Consider the following 21797-nt stretch of genomic DNA (forward strand, 5'->3'; position numbering starts at 1 on the left):
CGTTCCGCATTCCGATCGCTGCACCCATGGCCATGCCCTCCAATCGACAGCCATAGAGTCAGAGTTTCGCCGCTTTGGGAATCCCCCCGTGAGTCAGTATCATCGGAGGTTGGTATTAGCCGGCCGAAGGGGTCGACGAAGGCTGTGCCATGCTGTGCATCTGCTTCATGCAATCAGCAGCGTCTGTGCTGCTCATCTTCATCATGTCGCAGTCGCAAGTCGCCACTTGCGTGGCATCAGGCACCCAGACGCGCCGCTGGGCCGGTCCCGTGGCACGCGGGCCATATTGCGGGACCGACTTCCACTCATAGTGGCCGGACTGTTGGCTGTGGTTGGGCTGGCCGGCGAATGCGGCGCCAGGTGCGGCAAGGGCTACGCCGAGCAGGGCATAGAAAACACGGTTTTTCATGACTGTAATCCTTTGGCAAAACATCGTGGTAGCCGCAGATCAGACGGGATGTTTGGGTGCGCAAAGGCGCAACGATCCTGTCAGCCTGACGGCCGGTTTCGATCAGCCAAGGAGAGTCGGTGGTTCCGGTTCGGGCGTAAGGTCACTGCCGCGTAGGACCGTGGTGGTCGGCCAGAAGGCCAAGATTGGATTCGCCTCGCGAGCCGCAAGCGCTGGCGAGTCATTGCGAACGGCCATGGGAACTACGCACCCCATCGCGGCTATGCAGGCAAGGGTCATGCCCTTGCAGGGCTTCTGCGCAGGCTGTTGTTGCTGCGCCATCATCTTCATGCAGTCCTCGGACATGCTTGAAGCGGCCATACTCGACATCGCCACCGGCGCGGACACTGCAGGCGGGCCGGACGCAAAGGCGGCTTCCTGGCCGAGCAGACCGATCAGGGCTCCAAGCAGGAGAAAGAGATGAAGCGCACATTTCACAGACGTAACCGGATACACCACTCATGATCCAGGGACAACGCGATACTCATCCGCCGTGGCGTGCAAAGATGGTTTCGCGTTCCGCGCCAAAGGCAATGACATTGAAGGGTTGGGCGGACTGTCCGGGAACTTCCATGCCGGGTGATCCGACAGGCATACCAATTACGGCGAGACCGCTCACACCACGCGGACGCAACGCAAGAACGCGCTTCATGTCCGCGATGGGGACGTGTCCCTCGAAAACCATGCCATCGACGATCGCTGTGTGACACGATGATAGCCGAGCCGGTACGCCGTGTACCCGCTGAAAGGCGGGTCGCCCCCGATCGTCGATCATGTTCACGCGTCGCCCGAATTGTTGACGGACCTGGGCCGCCCATTGCTCGCAGCAATCACAGCCGGGATCCCGGTGAACGACGATCGGCTCAGCAGCAATGCTGACGACGGAGAGTGACGCGCCGAGCGCAGCAAGTACGATTTTGAGTTTCATATCAACCTTCAATGGTTCCCGCGGGACGGGGAAAATCTCCTACTGCGCCCGCTTGCCGTGGGCTTTTAGCCAGCCCTCGAGTTCGCCGACCTCACGGGTCTGCTCGGCGACGGCTTTGTTGGCCATCATCCGAACCTTTGAATCTTTGGTCTCTCGCAAAACGATGCGCGACATCGCGATCGCGCCGCGATGATGCTCGACCATCTTGCGCACCCAGGTTTCGGTGGCATCCGCGCCCATCGCGGACGTCATCTTCTGGTGCATTTCCATCTCAGCCGACGGGTAGGGGTTAGCAGGGGTCGGCTTCATCATTTGACCCATGTCCATCTTGGAATGGTCCATGCCCTGCATTTGCGCGATACCGGGCGTGGCCAACAATCCGACGATCATGACGGCGATTATTTTCTTCATAATATTCTCCTCATCGTCCCCGCACTGTTAATACGCGCGAGCGTGCTTTTCCCCCCCGCGAAACGCAGACATTTCCAGGAATTAGGGATCAGGCTGCTATTTACGGGCCAAAATTGCCTTCATCTCGTCGATCTCGCGCCGTTGAGATACCTCGATGCCGCTGCAGAGACGAACGACTTCCGGATCTTTGAGAGATGCCTCACGACACATAAGGATCGCCCCCGAATGGTGGGGGATCATCGACCGCAAGAACGCGGTATCGCCGATCGTCGTTTGCGTCCGGATGAGCGCGAACGATCCAGCAAATATCGCGACAGAGCCGATCAAAAGGGCGGCGTTCGCGGTTTTCGATGGAAACATATGCCCCATTGCGAGGATCATCAACACCACCATGGGTGCGACCATCATCAGTGTCATGTAGACCATGTTGAGGTTATTGTAGAAGCTTCCCAGACTATCGATCATGACGAACATCACCAAATACATGATAATGCCGCCGACGAGGGTCTGCAGCGCGAGGCTGGTATAAGCGTTCTTCATCATCGGTCGTCTCCTTCGGCCCCCGCCCAAGAATCCCCCATGGTCGTTCAACTCTTGCGGCGCCGCTTTCGCGGCCAGCGGAAATACAAAAGAGCAGAACCCGCGATCGCGAGCGCAAGCCCCCCACCGGCAAATCCAATCAGCCAGGGCGTGTTGAAATCTTCGTGGTTCTTCCAATCCATGATGTGGAGGCCCCAGAAGAAGTCATAGAGACGCCAAGTGCCGTTCCTGACGGCAACGATCCGACCGCTATTTTGCGCAATATAGACGCGGGTCGAATCCTGATCTGGAAAGTCGATCCGCCATGCCGGAAGCACGCCCTTATATTCGGTGCTCGCGGACGTAACGGCACGGACGCTCGGCGACGCCGACTTCCCACGATATGCTCGCACCGCCACCGTGCGCGCCATGGCGGCGTTGACGGGCGGAATGGCCGACGCCGTTTCTGCGTCGTGTATCTGCACCGAGCCGTCAGCCATCTCTACCTCAGCGACCTCGCGCCCAGCGAGCATACGGTACCGCACCTCGCGGACAGGTGCGGCCACCTGGCGCAGAACGATATCGAGCGGCGCCCGGGCACGGCCCTGATCGAGCGTCGCCAGCGATGCGCGATCTACGATATGTTCACCGCGAACCCGATCGATGGGCAACACACTCATGATCAGGCCGCTCGCAAACCACAGCAATAACTGGACGCCGATGATCAGGGCCAGCCAGCGGTGCACCCGGCTAACCCCGACATGGAGGCGAAGCCGGTTGCTCCTCAGAACCAGGTCCGCACGCCAATGACAAAGCTTGTCGCCTTGACACCTTCGCCATCAGCTCGCGCATAATCCGCGGTCTTGCCCAGCTTGCGATCGTAGGAGACGCCAATATAGGGCGCAAATTCGCGTCTGACTTCGTAGCGCAGACGCAGCCCAAACTCGGCGTTCGATATACCCGCGCCGATGCGGGTTTCCGGGACGTCCTGGGCTGATAGATTCAATTCGACCCGGGGCTGAAGGATCAAACGTTGCGTAATGCGCTGATCGTAATAGCCCTCGATCCGCCCCAGGACCTCGCCCTTGTTCGACAGGAACAAGGCTGCCTCCGTTTCGAACCAGTAAGGCGCGACTCCTTCGATCCCGACTGTAGCGTAGGTGCGCGAGGGATTGGGTTTGAAATCATATCGGACACCAGCCTGCAGGTTCCAGTATGGATCGAGCGCGCGGCTGTAGAGCGCCTGAATCTCCGCAGTTTCCATAAAGGTGCCGTTACGACCGCCTAGGACGCCCTCGCCTTCTGACTTGATTGTCAACCGATCGAGATCCTTGCCGAACCACGCTTCGCCATCCCAGCGATAACCGTCCCGACCATTCCGGACCTGATATTCCGCCAGATTGAACAGGATCATCGAGGAGGTGCTGGCGCCATGCTCGTTGTGCAGCATGGACCGTGAATCGACCATCGCACCGTTCTGATAGATCCGATCGGCATAATGATCGCTTGGTGCTGCCGGTGCCGGTGCATTGCCCGGTGCAAGGCTCGTGCCCCCTGCCCCATGACCGGCCATCTGCCCGTCCATCGACATGCCGGGCATGGACGACATGTCATGCTCCATTGGCTGACCGCCTCCACCAGCAGGCATATTCATACCGGGCATATCGTGGTTCATGGCGCCACCCGCCGTGTCCGGCATTGTCATGCCAGGCATGCTCGACATGTCATGTCCTGCATGGGGATCGGGCTTCGGAGACGCCTTGCTTCCTACCGTTCCCGACATATCCATTCCGGGCATGGCGCCCATTCCCGACATGTCATGGGCGGCCGCTTTAAGTTTCGCGACGGGCGCCCCGCGCTTTGCTGAAGTTGGTTTAGCAGCCGGTTTGGCGGCCGTTTTGCGCTTAACGGGAGTCGCGGGTTTGGCTGCCGGCTTTTTCTTCGGAGGTGCTTTGGCCGCAGGCATGTTCATGCCCGGCATATTCTGCATCGATTGCGCGTTAGCCGGAGCCGCGAGGGCAAGCGGCGCTACGCTGATGAGGAGAAGCAATGCCTTCATGCTGCGTCTCCCCGAGGCCGGACAGAGACGACGCGCATCATCCCGGCATGCATGTGATAAAGCATATGGCAGTGGAAGGCCCAGTCGCCGATCGCGTTGGCGGTGACGTCAAAACTCACTTTGCCGCCCGGCGCGACGTTGACCGTATGCTTGCGCGGCGAATATTCGCCATGCCCGGTAACCAACTCGAAAAAATGTCCGTGAAGATGGATCGGATGCGACATCATCGTGTCGTTCACCAGCGTCACACGCACCCGTTCGTTTTCCAGGAATGGAATCGGCTCGCGCTTGTCGCTCATCTTCACGCCGTCGAACGACCACATATAGCGTTCCATATTGCCGGTCAGGTGGATTTCCATCGCCCGATCAGGCGCTCGCACGTCGGGGTTGCGATCCACCGCCATGAGGTCGCGATAGACCAGGACGCGGTGTCCGACATCTTCCAGGCCCTGCCCGGGCTCTCCGGTGCGATCCATCGGCATAGGTGAAATCGTCTGGACGCCAGGCCCCATCTTGACCTGCGGGGCTTTGCTGCCGTCGCGCATATTCATGCCGCCCATCCCGCCCATCGCCATGCCTGCCATAGCGTCGCCGGCCGGGGCGCCCATTCCAGGCATGCTCGCCATCGAGCCGCCGGGTGTCTTGTCCGTTGTCGGCATGGATGCGCCGGAGCCCATGTCCATGCCCGCCATGCCACCAGCAGCGGCGCCGCCTGTCGGCATGTCATGACCCATTGCTGCATGGTCCATGCCGGCCATCGTAGAACCGCCGGAAGCGTCCATGCCTTGCATGCCGCCCATGTCCATCTCGCCCATGCCCATATCCTTCATATCGGCAAGGGGACGTTTGCGAAGCGCGGGCACCTGGGCTGCCATGCCTTCGCGCGGGGCCAGAGTTGCGCGCGCCATGCCAGACCGATCAACAGATTCGCCGATCAGAGTGTAGGCACGGTCATCAGTCGGGGTGACGATGATGTCGTAGGTTTCCGCCACCGCAATTTGGAACTCGTCGACCTCCACCGGCCGCACGTCTAGACCATCGGCCTGAACGACCGTGAGCTTGAGTCCTGGAATCCGGACATTGAACGTCGTCATCGCCGAGGCGTTGACAAAACGTAGTCGAACTCGCTCGCCGGGCCGGAAAAGCGCTGTCCAATTGTCCTGGGGACCATGGCCGTTGACGAGATAGGTGTAGGTTGAACCTGTGACATCAGAGACGTCCGTGGGGTCCATCCGCATTTTGCCCCAGTCGAGACGATCCTTGAGCGGTTGATCTTCTTTTGCCATCAGGCCAGCCAGCGTCTGGCGCTGATAGTTGAAATAGCCCCCGCCCACCTGCTTGAGCTTTCTGAAAATCGCGTGCGGATGCATCTGGCTATGGTCGGACAGCACGATCACATGCTCGCGATCCGACTTGATCGGATCTTCGCCTGCCGGATCGATCACGATCGGCCCGTAATGGCCCATCTGCTCCTGCAAACCCGAATGGCTATGATACCAATAGGTGCCCGCCTGGACGATCGGAAACTCATAGACGAAGGTCGATTTTGGTTTGATGCCGGGGAAGCTGATTCCCGGTACGCCATCGAACTGGAACGGTACCAGTAACCCGTGCCAGTGGATCGAACTGTCTTCTTCAAGATCGTTGATCACCGACAGGCGCACCGTTTGCCCTTGGCGCAACCGGATCAAAGGCGCCGGCACGGTTCCGTTGATGCCGATCGCATGGCTTGCGCGACCATCGATCATCATCATTTGATGGGCGATCTTGAGGGAAATATCGTTGCCGGTAACGGTCGGGAGCGGCTTCACAATACCCGCCGAGACGGGTTGAGCCCATGCCGGCATCCAGGCCGACAATGCCAGGCCACCGCCGGTCAGCGCGGCACCGCGGAACAGATCGCGGCGGTTCAATACCGGGGGCATATAATCTCCTTGTTCATTGTTCAGCACCCTCTTGTCCACAGCGAGGCTCGAGCGCGGTATCTCTCTCATCCTTACGCACGAGCGCGGCGCACCCCTCAAATGTCGGCCAAGATTTCAGCAAGTCGGACGCGAGCGCGGTACAGCCGCGTCTCGACAGCCTTCCCGCTGATCGAAAGTGCCAACGCAGCTTCCGATTGGTTCAACCCTTCGACGGTGCGGAGCAGCAGAACCTCTCGCAACGAAGATGGCAAGGCAGCGATCGCAGTCGAGAGTTTTTCGAGTTCCATCTTCGAAGCTGCGCTGGCATGAGCCGAAGGTGCGTCGTCTGGGACCTGTTCAATTTCGTCGTCGGACGTGGCGGCACTGAAGATGAAGAGCTGACGCACTCTTTGGCGACGGCGCCAATCACGGCATTTGTTGATCGCGATCCGCGACAGCCAAGCGCGCAGCGGTCGGGCACCATCATATTTCCGCAAATGGCTGAACGCCGAAACGAAGCAATCCTGGGTAAGGTCAAGCGCCTCTTCCGCATTGCCTACGAGTCCGCGGACCAGCCGGAATATCGCGGATTGATGCCGGTGCATGATCTCTGCGAATGCCGCTTGCCGGCCACCGAGCGTCAGCGCGGCAAGTTCACCATCGGAGCACGACTGGAGCTCCAGACTCACCGCGCATCGTCGGTAAGCGCATGTACTACCGCCTGGTCGAAGGTCTTGGCCTGATCCGGACGTAAGATCTGGCGCATGGCGAAGATATGGCCGAGCGTCTCCTTTTGGAGCTGACCCATTGCCTGATGCGACTGATCGACGGCCGCAGCGACACCCGGACCGTTGCCATGTTCAGTTTCGATGGCATCGGCAAGCCGTGCATTGTCGGCTCTCAGTTCGAGTTCCAGCGCCCGTCGGCGCACGGCAAACCGCTGCTCAAGCAACTCGATCTGAGCCTTCTGACGATCGTCCAGGTCGAGCTTGCTGTGCAATACGTCATGCAGTTCGACGCCGCCAGCCACAGGATGTGGCAGGAAATGACGGCCCAGAAACACGCCCGCGACGGCTGCGACAAAGGCGACAATCGCGACCAGAACGAGCAGCCGCGGCTTCATCGCGGACCTGCGAGCAACGTGGAGGGAGCAAGCGGATTGGATGGCCCAAAAGGCGAGAGCGTAACGGAGGCCTCGACTGGCGTCGTAACCCCGTTGCTGGCAACACCCAGCAGCACTGCGCCAAAGGCGGCGACCGCGCCAAGCCTCAACTGGGAGCCCGCCGAAACCTGCGTCCTGGCGGCAATGCGCCTGAACACTGCCTCTTCAAGACCGGCCAGACCGGGATGCCCCGGTTCGTTGCGTAAGCGGCTCAAGAGCCCATCCAAGTCTACATTCATCTCAAATTCCTATTTCTTCAATCCATCCGACGCGCTGGCGCAAGACCCGTCTTTTCCACCTCCGCTATCAGCCCGTTCGTCAAAAGCGCCCCTCGGTTTTCGGGGGGCTGAACGACGACCTTCAAGGCACGGTGCCACATAGTTACGGCATCGTCTTTGTCATGCCAGGCATATCCTTCATCATCGCATCGTGATCTTCAGGCGCACTGGAAATCACCGCCTGATATTGCGCAGGACTCATCTTCGGCATCTGCCGCACGAAAGCCACCATGTCCCAGATCAGCTCGTCGCTATGGGTTTTGCCCCAGGCCGGCATCGCTGTGAGCTTGACCCCATGCTTGATGATCCAGAACTGCTCCTTTGCCGATCTCTGCGGCTCACGGAAAAGCTCGGGAGCCCTGGGATAGAGGCCCTGGCTGATCTCGGACTTCTCAAGGCCCGGCGCGAGATGGCAGCCGCTGCACATCTCGGTATAGAGCCCCGCTCCGCTCTGCAGACGTTTCACATCCATCAGGTTTGCCGGGACGCTGATGTCGCGAGACCTTACCGCGATCGAGCGATCACGGAATTGCTCCACGAGCCAATAGACTGGTTTGCTGTGGGGGGCATCAGCGCCAATATCGTAAGCGCCGACATACACGACGATGCCGGCGAGCGCGCCACCGGCCAGCGCCGCCGCCGCGACGAAGCCCACGCTCGGAAAATGTCTCCGGAGCCATGCTTTCCTTGAATCTTCCATCGCGTCCTCCCCAGCAGAAAGTCTTTGGACGATCGATGATTTCACACCCCATCCAATTGATCATACGCGCGGCGCGCCTTCACCCCTCAACCCTACGCCGATCCCGCGCGCCGGCCGGTTTCCATACAACCGCCGAAGAAATTTCGCGGGTTTGATGAGGGGTTGCACTCTGCGGTGCGTAAATCGCTGTGTCGGCAGTATCGCCGCCTATGGAGAAATCGATGTTTCGTAAAACAGCTTTTGCCGTCGCCATGGCGGCTTCTGTCTTTGCCGCTACCGCCGTCCAGGCTCACCCCAAACTGAGCAGTGCCACGCCAGCCGCCGACACCGTCGTCGTCGCCCCGACGAAGATCCAGCTCGTCTTTTCCGAAGCGCTTGTCGCGCAGTTCTCCGGAATCGACCTGACGATGACCGAAATGCCCGGCATGAAGATGGGGCCGATGAAAATGAACGGCGTCAAGGCAACGCTGGCTCCCGACGGCAAGACACTCGTTGCCACGCTCGCCAAGCCGCTGACAGCTGGAACGTACAAGCTCGATTATCATGTCGTCTCGACCGACACCCATCGCATCCAGGGCGGATACACGTTCAAGGTCAAGTAAGACCATGCCGGACATGGTGGCAATCGCCGTCAGGCTTGGACTCTATCTTGACCTGATGCTTCTTTTTGGGCTGCCGATGTTCGGGCTCTACACATTGCGCGGGACCGAACGGGAATCCGGCTCGGTCCTGCGCTTCCGCTCCGTACTCGCGTCCATCGCCTTGGCCGGCATAGGTCTGTCGATCCTCGGCATGATGGTTTTGGCGGCCTCGATGGGCGGCGTGTCGGTCGATCAGGTAGACCGCGCCACAATCAACATGGTGATCTCGGGCACCTCGATCGGAACGATATGGCAGGTACGAGTGGCCGCACTCTTGCTCGTCCTTTATTTTTCGATTGTCGGATGGCGTCGTCCCGCTTTTGCTCTCGGTTCACTTTCGTTCACGGCAGCGATCGCTCTTGCAACATTGGCCTGGACCGGTCACGGCGCTGCCGATGAAGGCTTGCTGGGATGGGTTCATCTTGGCGCCGATATCACCCATTTGTTGGCAGCAGGGATATGGGTCGGGGCGTTGGCTGCTCTATGCCTACTCATATTTCGCCCCGCCGACCGAATGGCTGTGGACCATATTCACCTTTCGCACCGAGCCTTGGACGGCTTCGCCAGGATCGGCTCAATCGTGGTCGGCCTCCTCATCCTCTCTGGTGTGGTCAACAGCTGGATACTGGTGGGGCCGTCCAGATTGGGATCGCTTTTCACAAGTCTCTATGGTGCGCTGCTGACAGCGAAATTGCTGCTGTTTGGCGCAATGCTCATCCTTGCAGCAGCCAATCGCTTCTTCCTCACGCCTGCGTTGGCGATGGCTGTCGAAAGCGGTGACGCACCAGCCGCGATACGGTCGCTTCGCCGAAGTCTGATTGTCGAGAGCGGGTGTGCGCTTGCAATCCTTACGCTCGTTGCCTGGCTCGGACTATTGGCGCCTCCCGCCTCCGGCGTATAGACATTCGCCCATCACGGCAGCGCGCGCGATATGGCCTTGATCGCTTTCAGGCCCGAACCAAAACGGGAGATCGCTTCCTTGTGGCGTTCCAGCTCACCATAGGGAAGATAGGCGATCTCAAGATCTGCGATACGGCTGAAGGCGGGCCGTGCGAGTTGCGCCCGCACCTCGCTCTCGCGGGCATCGGGTGCGACAAGGAACAGCCCGGCGGTGGCGTGCAACTCGCTGCCGCTCAGGGCCAGGTCGAGCATCCGGACGATGCCCGAATAAATCGAAGTCGAATGCTCGACTTCGAAGGCCGCGGCGACACGATCGCTCGCCCGCTCCAGCCACAGTACATCAATAAGACGGATGGCATCGGCACCGGTCGAAGTGGAAATCGACTCCGGCAGGCACTCAAGGCATCCCTCACCAAGACGCACCCCATCATGGAGACGCCCGCGGTCGTTGGCTGCGATCCAGACATCATAGCCTAGCGCATGACCGATGTCGCGAAGCCAGGCCTGAATCTCCGAATGGGTCCGATCGCTTTCGCCCTGCTTCTGAAGGGCCTTGTTGAGACTTTGCGCCTCGGTCCTGGCCTGTTCGAGCCGCGCCGCCCAGGAACCGGCTGCCTGATCGCCCTCGTCGCGTGGTGGCGCAGGATAACGCCCCGAGCCGATATCAAACAACAGCCCCCCAATGGCGCCGAGATCGTTCGACAGCAAATCGCGGAACTGCTCGTTCAGATCAAGGACGCCCGAGCGCATCGCGAGAAAATGCTGCCAGCTGCCCAGCTTCACCTTCCCGCCCGTCAGCTTGTTATAGCCATTGACGATCGCCGTGTTGAACGGCGGGACCAGCGTGGGATGCAGGAAGTAGAGGAGATTGGCGACCGCTGGTCCCAGGCCTTTGATGTTCAGGCGATCAATGGTGTGGATTCCCGCGATAATCTCTTCAGCGGTATCACAGCACGCGCAATGATCCAGCAACCGGCCAAAAGCGCGCTGGTTCGCTGGGTTTTCATAGATGTCAGGGATGCGCAATTTTGGCTTCCAAAGAAACGCATGATCCGCACCTTTGAATATCTGCCGTTGCTCGGCGACCGAATGAACGACCGTTTCCAGCGAAGATCCGCGATAAGCGACGCCGAACCTCCCGGCTTCGATTTCAGCGACCACCTGGGCGAGGCCCCGTCGGATCGAGCGGAAATTCTTGATGCGCTCGTCCCAAAGAAACCAGCTCTGATAGGTCGCGTTCGGGTCTTCCTTCCATCGCTGGATCAGTTGCCGCGCCAGCAATTCAAAGTCTGCCAAACCCTGCTCCCCCCTTCGCCCCAATCTCCTCGGACGCTAGCACTCCATTTCGCGGACCACCAGATTTTGCGGGAGCTGCCCCGGCCTAATAAAAGGCCTGCGATCATCGTATGTCGTCCGGAATATGCATGAACAGGTCGCGGGTATAGTCGATCAGGAGATCGCCGACGGTCGCCCCGTAGATTGCAAGAAACAGGATGAACGCCAGAAGCTTCGGGACAAAGCTTACCGTCTGTTCGTTGATCGATGTCGCGGCCTGGACCATGGAAATAACCAGCCCGACGACCAGCATCAAAATGAGCGGAGGCCCGGCGATGATCATGATGACCCAGAGTGCCTGGCCCATCGAAACCGAAAAAGGACTGTAGGTCTCCAATTCGCCTCCCGCGGTGACGGGGTCGCGGCGCCAGGACGTGCGCCTAGCGATCCTTGCGGGGCGAGGGGCGTGGAGCGCGATCATTGCTTCCGATCCGTCTTCCCCACGTCCACTTGCCCCCGCGCCACGCTGCGACCCGTGGGCACCTCATTTGTCCATCCTGTCGGTTGATGGGCTACATCTGACTTACGCATCGACGGCTCGTACCCCTCGCGCCCATCTGCATTTTCTCCAGAGAAGCGCCTGCTTTCGAGGGCACATGCCCCGTGCCGCGTAATAGCAATGTCGATCAACGTCAGCGAAAGGCATGCATGTACGACTGCATTATCATTGGCGGAGGCCCCGCAGGCCTAACGGCTGCCACCTATCTGGGCCGGTTTCTGCGAGCCACGCTGGTCGTCGATGCGGGGCCGGGCCGGGCAGCCCGCATCCCAACGACCCATAACCTCCTTGGATTTCCAGACGGAATATCTGGCGCGGATTTGCTTTTGCGTATGCGTCAACATGCAGCTCGCTACGGTGCCGAATTGGCCAACGGAGTCGTCGAGCGCGTCGAGCGCGCCGATACTGGCTTTATCGCCTATACGGGTTCCCAGGCCATTGAGGCACGAACCATATTGCTCGCCCAAGGCGTGACAAATCATCGACCGAGAATAGAGCAGGAAGCGCACGATCGAGGCGTTGCGCAAGGGTTGATACGCTATTGTCCGATCTGCGATGCCTACGAGATCCGCGGCAGGAGAGTCGCCGTGCTGGGCTGTTCCGACCACGGCGCGGCCGAAGCGATTTTCGTTCGCCACTACAGCGATACCGTCACCCTGCTCACTCAGGATGCTTCGGAACTCTCGCACGCTGACGAGGCAAATCTGGTTCGATACGCTATTAGGGTGGAGCGAGCGCCTGTCAGCGATTTGTCGGTCAACGAGAAAGACCTTCTCGCCCATTTAGCCGATGGCCGATCGCTCCAATTCGACACCCTATATGTTGCTCTTGGGACCTCCGCTCACTCGGAACTGGCGCGGATGGCTGGTGCCGAATTGGCCCCGTCAGGGTGCATCGTCGTCGATGAGCATCAGCAAACGACGATCAGCGGTATGTTCGCCGCCGGCGACATGGTCGAAGGGCTGGATCAAATCGCAGTAGCGGCGGGCCAGGCGGCCAGGGCAGCGACCTCCATTCACAATCGATTGTCTGGCTGATCCGGGGAAACGAGGGTCGCCCACGCAAAAATATATGAGAGCCGGGGTTGACCCTGACATGATGTCAGACCCCAGATTGCATTCGTCGATAAGGAGACGAGCCGTGACTGATCCGATTCCTGAGAGCAAATCTGATGCGCATAGCTGCTGCGCGGGCAAGCACGATGCCACCACGGGCTCGAAGATGGCCAAGGATCCAGTGTGCGGCATGATGGTCGATCCGGCTGTCGCCTCTCATCATGTCTCGCATGGGGGAAAGGAATATTATTTCTGTAGTGCGGGGTGCCGCGCCAAGTTCGCCTCCGACCCCGAGCGCTATTTGTCTGAGGGTAGTAACAGGCCGGCGGCGCCCCAGCCCGGCGCCATCTGGACCTGCCCCATGCACCCGCGGATCCGTCAGGATCATCCCGGGCCATGCCCGATATGTGGTATGGCCCTCGAACCGGAGGTTGTAACTGCAGACTCGGGGCCAAGCGCTGAACTGCTCGATATGTCTCGCAGGTTTTGGATCGCTTTGGCGCTTACGGTGCCCATCTTCGTGCTGGAAATGGGCGGACACCTGTTCCCAGCGCTGCACAGCCTCATTTCCGAGCGCATATCGGGCTGGCTCCAGTTCGCTTTGGCAACCCCGGTCGTGATCTGGGCGGGCTGGCCATTTTTCGAGCGCGGTTGGGCCTCTGTCCGGACCCGCAACCTCAACATGTTTACCTTGATCGCGATGGGGACGGGCGTGGCCTGGGCTTATAGTGTGGTGGCCACTGCAGCGCCGGGCATATTCCCTGCAGCTTTTCGTATGATGGACGGCACGGTCGCGATCTATTTCGAGGCGGCTGCCGTGATCACCGTCCTTGTCCTCCTGGGCCAGGTTCTTGAGTTGCGCGCTCGCGAGCGCACCTCGGGCGCGATCAAGGCTCTTCTCAATCTCGCTCCCAAGACCGCGCGCAGGATTATGGCGGACGGGAATGACGAAGAAGTCGCGATCGACCTGATCGCTGTCGGCGACCGACTGCGGGTCCGCCCCGGCGAAAAAGTACCCGTAGATGCCATCGTCGAGGAGGGCCGCTCCTCCATCGATGAATCGATGGTAACCGGCGAATCGATGCCGGTGACGAAAACGGTCGCGGCCCTTGTCGTCGCAGGAACCGTGAACCAGACGGGATCGCTCATCGTGCGCGCCGACAAGATCGGCCGCGATACAATGCTGGCGCGGATCGTTCAAATGGTCGCCGATGCGCAGCGATCGCGCGCTCCGATCCAGCGCATGGCTGACAAGGTCGCTGGCTGGTTCGTACCCGCCGTGCTCGGCATCGCGCTGCTCTCCTTCGCGATTTGGGCGATCTGGGGTCCAGAGCCGCGATTGGCACACGGCCTCGTTGCGGCCGTTGCGGTATTGATTATTGCTTGCCCCTGCGCGTTGGGGCTTGCGACTCCGATGTCGATCATGGTCGGTATCGGGCGCGGCGCTGGGCTTGGTGTCCTGATCAAGAATGCCGAGGCGCTCGAGCGAATGGAGAAGGTCGATACGATCGTCGTCGACAAGACCGGCACCCTGACCGAGGGACGCCCTTCCCTGACCGCCATCGTGGCGATGGACGGCTTTTCGGAGGATGATATTCTTCGGTTGGCCGCTGGCGTCGAACGGGCATCCGAACATCCCTTGGCGCTTGCGATCGTCGCTGCGGCCAAGCTCCGCCAGCTCGACATTCCTGAAGTTTCGGATTTCGACTCGCCCACGGGCAAAGGCGCTGTCGGCACCGTCGGTGGCAAGCGCATATTCCTGGGTGCTGGAGCTTATCTAAACGAGAATGGCATCGATGTATCGACAGCAGCCACGCAGGCAGATGACATGCGGGCGGACGGCGCCACTGCGATCTTCGCGGCGGTCGATGGCCGCGTCGCAGGAATTCTGGCAATTGCAGATCCTATCAAGGCAACAACCGCTGAAGCGCTGGCGGCGCTGCGAAAGGAAGGCATCAGCGTCGTCATGCTGACCGGCGACAATCGAACGACAGCCCAGGCCGTGGCTCGTAAACTTGGTATCGACGCGGTTGAAGCGGAAGTCCTGCCCGATCAGAAAAGCGCAGTCGTGCTGCGCCTGCAACGCGAAGGCCGTGTGGTTGCAATGGCGGGCGATGGAGTGAACGATGCGCCAGCGCTGGCGGCGGCCGACGTCGGCATCGCCATGGGTTCGGGGACGGACGTCGCCATCGAGAGCGCAGGCGTGACGCTGCTCAAAGGCGATCTCAATGGGATCTTGCGCGCGCGACGGCTGAGCGAGGCGACGATGGCCAATATCCGCCAGAATCTTTTCTTTGCCTTCATCTACAATGCCGCAGGCGTCCCCATCGCTGCAGGTTTGCTCTACCCGGTGTTCGGCATTCTTCTGTCGCCCATTATCGCTGCAGCAGCGATGGCCCTCTCGTCCGTCAGCGTCGTCACCAATGCGCTGCGTCTCAACCGGGTGGCACTGTGAACATCGGCGGCGCATCAGCGGGGAGCAGCGTCTCGCAGCGGATGATCCGCCACTACGAGAAGATCGGTCTCATTCCGCCGCCGCCGCGGCGTGACGGTGGCTATCGAGACTATTCTGACGCTGACGTACATCGGCTGCGTTTCATCGCCAATGCCCGCGATCTCGGTTTTCCGATCGAAGAAATCCGAAAGCTGCTTGGTCTCTGGTCTGATCGCGATCGCGCGAGCGCGGAAGTCAAGGCGCTGGCGGAATCGCGCGCCGCGGACCTCGGCCGGAAGGCGGACGCGCTCAATGCGATGCGCGAAGCATTGCTCGACCTGGCGAAGGGCTGCCACGGCAACGAGCGGCCCGAATGTCCGATAATCACGCGCCTGGCCTCCTGAGCCTATCTGGCGGGGTCGGAAGATCGCCAGCAGGGCACGCTAGCCGCAAGGCTAGCCGATTCACTTGTGCAGGCCGCGTCCTGCCAGCTTCGCGAGCCGGCGCGGTAGGTCGGCAGCGATTTTGCGTTGCTATTGCGGCTGCGCCTTCTTCCATGTCCTGCATTCGGGTTTGGACCTGCCGCACCCTCGGCACCAGCCGGTCGAACCGTTGAACGCGCACAAGTCTATGCACGGGGACTTCACGCGTGCGCTTTCAATGGCATTCGATTGTCAGATGCTTCAACTCGTGGACGGGGACGAGCCGGTTACGGATAACACCCGCATCGATGCCCACGCCACCAACAACACCGACGATCGCGGCATGGGCGTCAGGGCCGACGCGCCAGACATGGAGATCGGAAATGCGCGCATCTCCTGGTCCTTCGACAAGATCCTGTATTTCCTCGGCAACGTGATTGTCTGTCGTATCGAGAAGGACTGCGGCGGTATCGCGCATCAAGCTCCAGGACCAGCGAGCGATCACCACTGCCCCGACGATTCCCATGACAGGGTCCATCCAGACCCAGCCCAGATAGCGGCCTGCCAGAAGAGCCGTGATCGCCAACACAGAGGTGAGAGCGTCGGCGAGGACGTGCACATAGGCTGAGCGGAGGTTATTGTCGCCGCCATGGGCATCATGGTCATGGGCGTGATCGTCATGACCGTGATGATGGTGGCTACCCGAGAGCAGGAATGCACTGACGATGTTCACGCCGAGCCCAATGACCGCAATCACCGTTGCTTCGCCAAACGCGACCTTGATGGGTTCGAACAGCCGCAGGATCGATTCGACCCCGATCCCCAAGGCGATAAGGCCTAGCACGAGCGCCGAAGCGAAGCCTGCCAAGTCGCCGACCTTCCCGGTTCCGAAGCTGAACCGTCCACTGGATGCATGCCGCTTGGCATAGGCATAGGCAATCGCTGCGACACTCAGCGCCCCGGCATGGGTCGCCATATGAAAACCGTCGGCAAGGAGCGCCATCGAGCCGGTAACATAGCCGGCGAAGATTTCGCCGATCATCATCACAGCCGTCAGCACCACAACCCACAAGGTCCTGCGGGCGTTCTCGTCGTGAGAGGCCCCAAGATACACATGGTCGTGTGTAAAGGCTTCAATGTCGCGGGACGTGGTCAATATCTCAGCCTCATTTTGCGTAGCGGCGTATGACCGCGATCAGTTCTTCCGCCCCTGCGGCGCGCTCCTCGGCCGGAAGATCGGGATGCGCCACATGGGCGCGGACATGCTCTTCGATAATCTCGTCCATGAGGCCGTTGATGGCACCGCGTGTCGCTGCAACCAGGTGCAGCGTCGTCGTGCAGTCCGTCCCTGCCGCCAGCGCTTTTTCAATCGCCGTGACCTGACCGGCGATGCGGCGCACCCGCTTCAGGAGTTCATCATTGCCTTCGGTCAAATGTCCCATAGCATACCCCCCTATCCTATAGACAGGCGCGCCGCCATAGCGATCAACTGGAAAACGGATTCACTGAATGGGGCTGGCGTCCGCACCATATATCTATAATAGCGGATATATGGAATCGGTATCTGCTATCTCGGCGCTAGGAGCGCTTGCGCAAACAACGAGGCTCGATGCCTTTCGTCTTCTGGTTCGGCACGAACCCGATGGACTCGCCGCGGGCGAGGTCGCGCGGGCGCTCGACGTGCCGCAGAACACCATGTCAGTGCATCTGGCGACCCTCGCGCGCGCTGGGCTCATTCGTTCCGAGCGACGCAGCCGGATCATCAACTACCGTGCCGACCTCGACCAGTTGAAGGCGCTCACGCTGTTCCTCGTCAAGGATTGCTGCGGCGGCAAGGCGGAGCTGTGCGAGCCGCTGATCGCCGAACTTTTCCCCTGCTGCTGATGGAGCCCATCATGTCCGATCGCGTCTTCAACATCCTCTTCCTGTGTACAGGTAACTCGGCACGCTCGATTCTCGCGGAGAGTGCGCTCACCAAGCTGGGCAACGGACGCTTCCGTGCCTTCTCCGCTGGGAGCTATCCCAAGGGTGCGGTCAATCCCGACGCCATCGCCTTGCTCGAACGGACCGAATATCCGACCGATGGCCTGCGATCGAAGAGCTGGGACGAGTTCTCCGGACCTGACGCGCCGGTGATGGATTTCGTGTTCACCGTCTGCGACGACGCGGCCGGCGAGACCTGCCCGATCTGGCCCGGCCATCCCGTCACCGCCCATTGGGGGATCGAAGATCCGAGCCACGTTCTGGGCACCCCTGTCGAACGTGAGCGCGCCTTCGGCACGGCGCTCCGCTACCTCGAGAACCGCATCAAGCTCTTCATCGCGCTCCCGTTCGAGAAACTCGAGGCTCGTGCGCTGCAAGCCCAGGTTCGCGAGATCGGCCATGGCGAAGGTGCGAGCAGCCGTCGCGGGGATGCGGCCTGATGCCAATCGACATGATCATCTACCACAACCCTGAGTGCGGCACCTCGCGTAACACGCTGGCGATGATCCGTAATGCCGGGATCGAGCCGCATGTCGTGGAGTATCTGAAGACCCCGCCGTCGCGGCCTATGCTGGTGTCGCTGATCGAACGTATGGGGATCGCACCCCGCGCTCTCCTGCGCGAGAAGGGCACGCCGTTTGCGGAACTGGGGCTTGGTGATGTGTCGCTCGGCGATGACCAATTGATCGATGCGATGATGGCGCATCCGATCCTCATCAACCGCCCGATCGTCGTATCGCCGCTCGGCGTGAAACTCTGTCGCCCTTCCGAACAGGTGCTCGACCTGCTGCCGAACGCGCAGCTTGGCGCCTTCGCCAAGGAGGACGGCGAACAGGTCATCAACGCAGCCGGCAACAGGGTCGGCGCATGACGGCCCCGATCGCGGCGCCGGCCAAGCCGGCGATCAGCACGTTCGAGCGCTATCTCAGTGCCTGGGTTGCGCTCTGCATCGTCGTCGGCATTGCCCTTGGCTACGCATTGCCAGGCTTGTTCAGGGCGATCGCATCGGCCGAAGTCGCGCGGGTCAACCTCGTGGTCGCCGTGCTGATCTGGTTGATGATCATCCCCATGCTGCTCAAGATCGATCTCGGCGCGCTGGGGTCGGTCAGGCGGCACTGGAAGGGCGTCGGCGTGACGCTCTTCATCAACTGGGCGGTGAAGCCGTTCTCCATGGCGCTGCTTGGCACGGTCTTCCTTGGCTGGCTGTTTCGGCCGCTCCTGCCGGCCGCCGACATCAGTTCCTATATCGCCGGCCTGATCCTGCTGGCGGCCGCACCCTGCACCGCGATGGTGTTCGTCTGGTCGAACCTTTGCGACGGCGACCCGACCTATACGCTGAGCCAGGTCGCGCTGAACGACGTCATCATGGTGTTTGCCTTTGCACCGCTGGTCGCCCTGCTGCTCGGCGTCGCATCGATCACGGTCCCGTGGGACACGCTGCTGATCTCGGTGGCGCTCTACATCGTGGTGCCGGTGATCGTTGCACAACTTGTCCGTCGCGCCCTGCTGTCGGCGGGCGGTCAGCCGACACTGGATCGGATGTTGGCCCGGCTGGGTCCGGTGTCACTCATGGCGCTCCTGACGACACTCGTCCTACTGTTCGGCTTTCAGGGTGAGGCAATCATCGCCCATCCATTGGTGATCGCCCTGATCGCGGTGCCGATCCTGATCCAGGTCTATTTCAACGCTGGCCTCGCCTACTGGCTCAGCCACCGGTTCGGTGTCGCCTGGTGCGTGGCCGCGCCCGCCGCGCTGATCGGCGCATCCAACTTCTTCGAGTTGGCGGTCGCCGCTGCGATAAGCCTGTTCGGGCTCAATTCGGGCGCGGCGCTTGCGACCGTGGTCGGCGTGCTGGTCGAGGTTCCGGTCATGCTGTCGGTGGTGAAGATCGTGAAGGCGACCCGGCCCTGGTATGAGGAGCGGGTGCCGGCATGATCGCGACAGCGCTCGACACCACCGTGCTATCCGATCTGGCGGCCGATCTTGCTGAAGCCGGCCTGCCGACCAGTGACCTTGCCGAACCGGGACGTCGCTTCTTCCGGTTCGAGGATGCTGCCGGTATCGTCGGATATGCTGGCATGGAGGGCGACGGGCCTGATCGGCTGCTGCGATCGCTGATCGTGAAGCCTAATCGGCGCAGCGGCAGCATGGGCACTGCCATTCTCGGCGCGATCGAGCAGGCGGCGACCGAGGAAGGCGTTGCTTCCCTCTATCTGCTGACCACCACGGCCGAACCGTTCTTCCGGCGGCATGGCTATGTCATGGCCAACCCTGCCGATGCGCCCGACGCCATAACCGGATCGGCCGAGTTTCGGTCGCTGTGCCCGGCGAGCGCCGCCTTCCTCTCCAAGCGGATTGCCTGATGTCACGTCTTCGTATCCTTGCCGACCCCGATTTCACGCCGGCGCTCGATCGCGACGTGATTCGCCCTGATTTCGCGACGGGGCTCGGTTCGCTCGATCATCCGCCGCGCATCCTGCTGCTCTACGGTTCGCTCCGCGAGCGGTCGTTCAGCCGGCTTGCTGTCGAGGAAGCGGCACGGTTGTTGATCCTGTTCGGCGCCGAGGTGCGAATATTCGACCCAAGCGATTTGCCATTGCCCGATCAGGTGAAGGCCGATGACCACCCCGCCGTCCACGAATTGCGCGAGCATTCCTTGTGGTCGGAAGGTCAGGTGTGGTGCAGCCCGGAGCGGCACGGCCAGATCACCGGCATCATGAAGGCCCAGATCGACCATCTTCCACTGGAGTTCGGCGGCATGCGGCCGACACAGGGCCGAACGCTCGCTGTCATGCAGGTGTCAGGCGGATCGCAGTCGTTCAATGCCGTCAACACGCTTCGGCTGCTTGGTCGCTGGATGCGGATGTTCACGATCCCCAACCAGTCGAGCGTCGCGATGGCGTTCAAGGAGTTTGACGAAGCGGGGCGAATGAAGCCGTCCAGCTATTATGATCGCATCGTCGATGTGATGGAGGAACTGGTTCGGTTCACTGTTCTTACCCGGGGTCATGCGGATCAACTCGTCGATCGATATTCCGAGCGCAAGACGGCGGCCGCCAAGCGCGACGCCGTGAAGGACCTTGCGTCGCAGTCGGTCGGCTGACCTGATCCGGACAGCCTCCGGGTCTACCGCGCTTCTGCAGTGCAAAGCGTTTCTAGCAAGGGACAGCCCAAGGTGTCGCCGGCTTCGCAGGCGGCGACGGTGTCGCCGAGCACTTGTTCCATACGGCGAAGGTCGGCGATTTTCAGGCGGATATCCCGCAGATGCTTGCTCGCCAGATCGCGCGCCTGCGCGCACGAGGCAACGCCCCCGTCGGCAAGTGCCAACAGCGCTCGCACCGCGTCGATCGGGAAGCCCAGTTCGCGCGCACGTCGCACGAACGACAGTCGCCGAACATCCGACGGGCAATAGGCGCGGTATCGCCCGCGGCGCAGCGGTACCGGGAGGACACCGATGCGTTCATAATAGCGGATCGTCTCGATGTTGCAGCCCGTGCGCTGCGAGAGTTCGCCGATCGGGATCGTGGTACCGGACGTCGCCATCATCAAATTTCCCTTGAGTCTGTAGTAGCTACAGACACTAGGCTAGGATCGCACCGGTCTCAAGGAGTCGCCATGTCTGAACCTTCTTCCAATCCACATTCGCCGAAGGGATTGGGAACCGCGTCTCTCACTCTCGGAGGAATCGCGGCAGGTTTCGGCGTTGCAGCTTGCTGTGCCCTGCCGATGCTGCTGGCTTCAGTCGGTATCGGATCGGCATGGCTGGCCGGAATCGCCATGGCCGCGCTCCCCTATCGCGTGGCGCTCCTTGCGATCGGCGCACTATGCCTCCTTGCAGGCGCCGCACTTCTCGTTCGTCAGCAAGCGGCGGCAGCGCGCTGCGCATCGGACGCCGCATGCACCTCTCGCGTCACGCGGCTCATCACTCTTGCCGGCCTGCTGATCGGTGCCATCCTGCTCTGGCTGGGCTATGTCTATGTCTGACATCAGCCCGGAGCTAATACCAACCTGCATTGATCACGACCCACGCGCCCATTTGCGGCGTCCGATTGTCATGATGCGCCATGGCTGATCAACCAGCCTGTTCCAAGCCTCGCAGCAAAGGTCGATGATGTTGTC

General features: G+C 60.9%; 29 protein-coding genes. 12 read left to right on the forward strand and 17 right to left on the reverse strand.

Translation table 11 applies throughout. The features are described 5' to 3' along the window. Window positions 1-115: 115 nt before the first annotated feature. From ACP7BY_RS20290 to ACP7BY_RS20340, 11 genes are all read right to left on the reverse strand, one after another. Window positions 116-409 (reverse strand): hypothetical protein, encoded by a 294-nt coding sequence (locus ACP7BY_RS20290; protein ID WP_033965547.1) that lies wholly within the window; start codon window positions 407-409, stop codon window positions 116-118. 523 nt (window positions 410-932) lie between these two features. Continuing rightward, entirely contained in the window at window positions 933-1376 is a 444-nt protein-coding gene (locus ACP7BY_RS20295; protein WP_081988751.1) for a DUF411 domain-containing protein, read from the reverse strand. A 39-nt stretch (window positions 1377-1415) separates the two neighbouring features. Beyond that, window positions 1416-1787, reverse strand: a complete 372-nt coding sequence (locus ACP7BY_RS20300; protein ID WP_010405520.1) for a DUF305 domain-containing protein — start codon at window positions 1785-1787, stop codon at window positions 1416-1418. Between the two features lie 96 nt (window positions 1788-1883). Continuing rightward, window positions 1884-2330, reverse strand: a complete 447-nt coding sequence (locus tag ACP7BY_RS20305) for a DUF305 domain-containing protein (protein ID WP_081988752.1) — start codon at window positions 2328-2330, stop codon at window positions 1884-1886. A 44-nt stretch (window positions 2331-2374) separates the two neighbouring features. Further along, window positions 2375-3052, reverse strand: coding sequence for a PepSY domain-containing protein (locus ACP7BY_RS20310; RefSeq protein ID WP_171010615.1), 678 nt, complete (start codon window positions 3050-3052; stop codon window positions 2375-2377). A 38-nt stretch (window positions 3053-3090) separates the two neighbouring features. Beyond that, complete coding sequence (locus ACP7BY_RS20315) at window positions 3091-4365, reverse strand: copper resistance protein B (protein ID WP_033965532.1); 1275 nt, start codon at window positions 4363-4365, stop codon at window positions 3091-3093. Next, entirely contained in the window at window positions 4362-6290 is a 1929-nt protein-coding gene (locus ACP7BY_RS20320) for a copper resistance system multicopper oxidase (protein WP_137903317.1), read from the reverse strand. Before ACP7BY_RS20320 ends, ACP7BY_RS20315 begins: the two co-directional genes overlap by 4 nt. A 95-nt stretch (window positions 6291-6385) precedes the next feature. Continuing rightward, window positions 6386-6958 (reverse strand): RNA polymerase sigma factor, encoded by a 573-nt coding sequence (locus ACP7BY_RS20325; protein ID WP_010405508.1) that lies wholly within the window; start codon window positions 6956-6958, stop codon window positions 6386-6388. After that, window positions 6955-7392, reverse strand: coding sequence for a periplasmic heavy metal sensor (locus tag ACP7BY_RS20330; protein ID WP_010405505.1), 438 nt, complete (start codon window positions 7390-7392; stop codon window positions 6955-6957). The genes ACP7BY_RS20325 and ACP7BY_RS20330 overlap by 4 nt, the downstream gene beginning before the upstream one ends. Next, window positions 7389-7670, reverse strand: a complete 282-nt coding sequence (locus ACP7BY_RS20335; RefSeq protein ID WP_033965533.1) for a hypothetical protein — start codon at window positions 7668-7670, stop codon at window positions 7389-7391. The genes ACP7BY_RS20330 and ACP7BY_RS20335 overlap by 4 nt, the downstream gene beginning before the upstream one ends. 142 nt (window positions 7671-7812) lie before the next feature. After that, entirely contained in the window at window positions 7813-8454 is a 642-nt protein-coding gene (locus ACP7BY_RS20340; protein ID WP_245535556.1) for a c-type cytochrome, read from the reverse strand. Between the two features lie 176 nt (window positions 8455-8630). Between ACP7BY_RS20340 and copC the strand changes: the two genes are divergently transcribed. Together copC and copD are read left to right on the forward strand one after the other, a co-directional pair. Further along, window positions 8631-9011: a copper homeostasis periplasmic binding protein CopC gene (copC, locus tag ACP7BY_RS20345; RefSeq protein ID WP_010405500.1), complete on the forward strand. Its 381-nt coding sequence runs from the start codon at window positions 8631-8633 to the stop codon at window positions 9009-9011. 13 nt (window positions 9012-9024) lie between these two features. Next, complete coding sequence (copD, locus tag ACP7BY_RS20350; protein ID WP_249340918.1) at window positions 9025-9951, forward strand: copper homeostasis membrane protein CopD; 927 nt, start codon at window positions 9025-9027, stop codon at window positions 9949-9951. Window positions 9952-9962: 11 nt separating this feature from the next. Here the strand turns inward: copD and ACP7BY_RS20355 are convergent, their stop codons facing one another. After that, on the reverse strand, window positions 9963-11246 hold the full coding sequence (locus ACP7BY_RS20355) for a hypothetical protein (protein WP_010405495.1): 1284 nt from the start codon (window positions 11244-11246) through the stop codon (window positions 9963-9965). Between the two features lie 103 nt (window positions 11247-11349). Then, on the reverse strand, window positions 11350-11706 hold the full coding sequence (locus ACP7BY_RS20360; RefSeq protein WP_010405494.1) for a flagellar biosynthetic protein FliQ: 357 nt from the start codon (window positions 11704-11706) through the stop codon (window positions 11350-11352). A 227-nt stretch (window positions 11707-11933) separates the two neighbouring features. On the opposite strand from ACP7BY_RS20360, the gene ACP7BY_RS20365 reads away from it, so the two are divergent. The 3 genes from ACP7BY_RS20365 to cueR all read left to right on the forward strand — a co-directional run bounded on the left by ACP7BY_RS20365 (window position 11934) and on the right by cueR (window position 15677). Continuing rightward, window positions 11934-12821, forward strand: a complete 888-nt coding sequence (locus tag ACP7BY_RS20365; RefSeq protein ID WP_010405493.1) for an NAD(P)/FAD-dependent oxidoreductase — start codon at window positions 11934-11936, stop codon at window positions 12819-12821. A gap of 115 nt (window positions 12822-12936) precedes the next feature. Further along, window positions 12937-15294, forward strand: coding sequence for a heavy metal translocating P-type ATPase (locus tag ACP7BY_RS20370; protein WP_405053025.1), 2358 nt, complete (start codon window positions 12937-12939; stop codon window positions 15292-15294). Further along, complete coding sequence (cueR, locus tag ACP7BY_RS20375; protein ID WP_010405488.1) at window positions 15291-15677, forward strand: Cu(I)-responsive transcriptional regulator; 387 nt, start codon at window positions 15291-15293, stop codon at window positions 15675-15677. Before ACP7BY_RS20370 ends, cueR begins: the two co-directional genes overlap by 4 nt. Before the next feature lie 129 nt (window positions 15678-15806). Here cueR and ACP7BY_RS20380 read toward each other — a convergent pair whose 3' ends face one another. The 3 genes from ACP7BY_RS20380 to ACP7BY_RS20390 are packed head-to-tail and all read right to left on the reverse strand — an operon-like array spanning window position 15807 to window position 17137. Then, a complete protein-coding gene (locus ACP7BY_RS20380) occupies window positions 15807-15920 on the reverse strand; it encodes a DUF1289 domain-containing protein (protein WP_081988753.1) in 114 nt (37 codons plus the stop codon). A 10-nt stretch (window positions 15921-15930) separates the two neighbouring features. Further along, the gene (dmeF, locus tag ACP7BY_RS20385) at window positions 15931-16851 is read right to left on the reverse strand and encodes a CDF family Co(II)/Ni(II) efflux transporter DmeF (RefSeq protein ID WP_029622632.1); all 921 of its coding nucleotides are present in this window, start codon (window positions 16849-16851) and stop codon (window positions 15931-15933) included. 10 nt (window positions 16852-16861) lie between these two features. Continuing rightward, window positions 16862-17137 carry a metal/formaldehyde-sensitive transcriptional repressor gene (locus ACP7BY_RS20390; protein ID WP_010405486.1) on the reverse strand — a complete coding sequence of 92 codons (276 nt, stop codon included), beginning with the start codon at window positions 17135-17137 and terminating at the stop codon, window positions 16862-16864. A 109-nt stretch (window positions 17138-17246) separates the two neighbouring features. Here ACP7BY_RS20390 and ACP7BY_RS20395 point away from each other — a divergent pair, with 109 nt between their 5' ends. The 6 genes from ACP7BY_RS20395 to arsH are packed head-to-tail and all read left to right on the forward strand — an operon-like array spanning window position 17247 to window position 20781. Beyond that, a complete protein-coding gene (locus ACP7BY_RS20395; RefSeq protein ID WP_029622631.1) occupies window positions 17247-17579 on the forward strand; it encodes an ArsR/SmtB family transcription factor in 333 nt (110 codons plus the stop codon). An 11-nt stretch (window positions 17580-17590) separates the two neighbouring features. Beyond that, window positions 17591-18118 (forward strand): arsenate reductase ArsC, encoded by a 528-nt coding sequence (locus ACP7BY_RS20400; RefSeq protein ID WP_010405484.1) that lies wholly within the window; start codon window positions 17591-17593, stop codon window positions 18116-18118. Continuing rightward, a complete protein-coding gene (arsC, locus tag ACP7BY_RS20405) occupies window positions 18118-18549 on the forward strand; it encodes an arsenate reductase (glutaredoxin) (protein WP_010405483.1) in 432 nt (143 codons plus the stop codon). Before ACP7BY_RS20400 ends, arsC begins: the two co-directional genes overlap by 1 nt. Continuing rightward, entirely contained in the window at window positions 18546-19613 is a 1068-nt protein-coding gene (gene arsB / locus ACP7BY_RS20410) for an ACR3 family arsenite efflux transporter (RefSeq protein WP_010405482.1), read from the forward strand. The genes arsC and arsB overlap by 4 nt, the downstream gene beginning before the upstream one ends. Next, the gene (arsN2, locus tag ACP7BY_RS20415) at window positions 19610-20041 is read left to right on the forward strand and encodes an arsenic resistance N-acetyltransferase ArsN2 (RefSeq protein WP_010405481.1); all 432 of its coding nucleotides are present in this window, start codon (window positions 19610-19612) and stop codon (window positions 20039-20041) included. The genes arsB and arsN2 overlap by 4 nt, the downstream gene beginning before the upstream one ends. Next, on the forward strand, window positions 20041-20781 hold the full coding sequence (arsH, locus tag ACP7BY_RS20420) for an arsenical resistance protein ArsH (protein ID WP_010405480.1): 741 nt from the start codon (window positions 20041-20043) through the stop codon (window positions 20779-20781). The genes arsN2 and arsH overlap by 1 nt, the downstream gene beginning before the upstream one ends. A 23-nt stretch (window positions 20782-20804) precedes the next feature. Here the strand turns inward: arsH and ACP7BY_RS20425 are convergent, their stop codons facing one another. Then, a complete protein-coding gene (locus tag ACP7BY_RS20425; RefSeq protein ID WP_010405478.1) occupies window positions 20805-21221 on the reverse strand; it encodes a MerR family transcriptional regulator in 417 nt (138 codons plus the stop codon). A gap of 183 nt (window positions 21222-21404) precedes the next feature. On the opposite strand from ACP7BY_RS20425, the gene ACP7BY_RS20430 reads away from it, so the two are divergent. Next, entirely contained in the window at window positions 21405-21662 is a 258-nt protein-coding gene (locus ACP7BY_RS20430; protein ID WP_010405476.1) for a hypothetical protein, read from the forward strand. Window positions 21663-21797 lie beyond the last annotated feature (135 nt).

Source organism: Sphingomonas sp. PSPC2-2, assembly GCF_049897725.1.
In the GTDB taxonomy this organism is placed as follows: domain Bacteria; phylum Pseudomonadota; class Alphaproteobacteria; order Sphingomonadales; family Sphingomonadaceae; genus Sphingomonas.

Coding starts and splice junctions, on each gene's coding strand:
- ACP7BY_RS20290 (WP_033965547.1), bottom strand. CDS start 409: ATGAAAAACCGTGTTTTCTATGCCCTGCTCGGCGTAGCCCTTGCCGCA.
- ACP7BY_RS20295 (WP_081988751.1), bottom strand. CDS start 1,376: ATGAAACTCAAAATCGTACTTGCTGCGCTCGGCGCGTCACTCTCCGTC.
- ACP7BY_RS20300 (WP_010405520.1), bottom strand. CDS start 1,787: ATGAAGAAAATAATCGCCGTCATGATCGTCGGATTGTTGGCCACGCCC.
- ACP7BY_RS20305 (WP_081988752.1), bottom strand. CDS start 2,330: ATGATGAAGAACGCTTATACCAGCCTCGCGCTGCAGACCCTCGTCGGC.
- ACP7BY_RS20315 (WP_033965532.1), bottom strand. CDS start 4,365: ATGAAGGCATTGCTTCTCCTCATCAGCGTAGCGCCGCTTGCCCTCGCG.
- ACP7BY_RS20320 (WP_137903317.1), bottom strand. CDS start 6,290: ATGCCCCCGGTATTGAACCGCCGCGATCTGTTCCGCGGTGCCGCGCTG.
- ACP7BY_RS20330 (WP_010405505.1), bottom strand. CDS start 7,392: ATGAAGCCGCGGCTGCTCGTTCTGGTCGCGATTGTCGCCTTTGTCGCA.
- ACP7BY_RS20335 (WP_033965533.1), bottom strand. CDS start 7,670: ATGAATGTAGACTTGGATGGGCTCTTGAGCCGCTTACGCAACGAACCG.
- copC (WP_010405500.1), top strand. CDS start 8,631: ATGTTTCGTAAAACAGCTTTTGCCGTCGCCATGGCGGCTTCTGTCTTT.
- copD (WP_249340918.1), top strand. CDS start 9,025: ATGGTGGCAATCGCCGTCAGGCTTGGACTCTATCTTGACCTGATGCTT.
- ACP7BY_RS20360 (WP_010405494.1), bottom strand. CDS start 11,706: ATGATCGCGCTCCACGCCCCTCGCCCCGCAAGGATCGCTAGGCGCACG.
- ACP7BY_RS20365 (WP_010405493.1), top strand. CDS start 11,934: ATGTACGACTGCATTATCATTGGCGGAGGCCCCGCAGGCCTAACGGCT.
- ACP7BY_RS20390 (WP_010405486.1), bottom strand. CDS start 17,137: ATGGGACATTTGACCGAAGGCAATGATGAACTCCTGAAGCGGGTGCGC.
- ACP7BY_RS20395 (WP_029622631.1), top strand. CDS start 17,247: ATGGAATCGGTATCTGCTATCTCGGCGCTAGGAGCGCTTGCGCAAACA.
- ACP7BY_RS20400 (WP_010405484.1), top strand. CDS start 17,591: ATGTCCGATCGCGTCTTCAACATCCTCTTCCTGTGTACAGGTAACTCG.
- arsC (WP_010405483.1), top strand. CDS start 18,118: ATGCCAATCGACATGATCATCTACCACAACCCTGAGTGCGGCACCTCG.
- arsB (WP_010405482.1), top strand. CDS start 18,546: ATGACGGCCCCGATCGCGGCGCCGGCCAAGCCGGCGATCAGCACGTTC.
- arsN2 (WP_010405481.1), top strand. CDS start 19,610: ATGATCGCGACAGCGCTCGACACCACCGTGCTATCCGATCTGGCGGCC.
- arsH (WP_010405480.1), top strand. CDS start 20,041: ATGTCACGTCTTCGTATCCTTGCCGACCCCGATTTCACGCCGGCGCTC.
- ACP7BY_RS20425 (WP_010405478.1), bottom strand. CDS start 21,221: ATGGCGACGTCCGGTACCACGATCCCGATCGGCGAACTCTCGCAGCGC.
- ACP7BY_RS20430 (WP_010405476.1), top strand. CDS start 21,405: ATGCTGCTGGCTTCAGTCGGTATCGGATCGGCATGGCTGGCCGGAATC.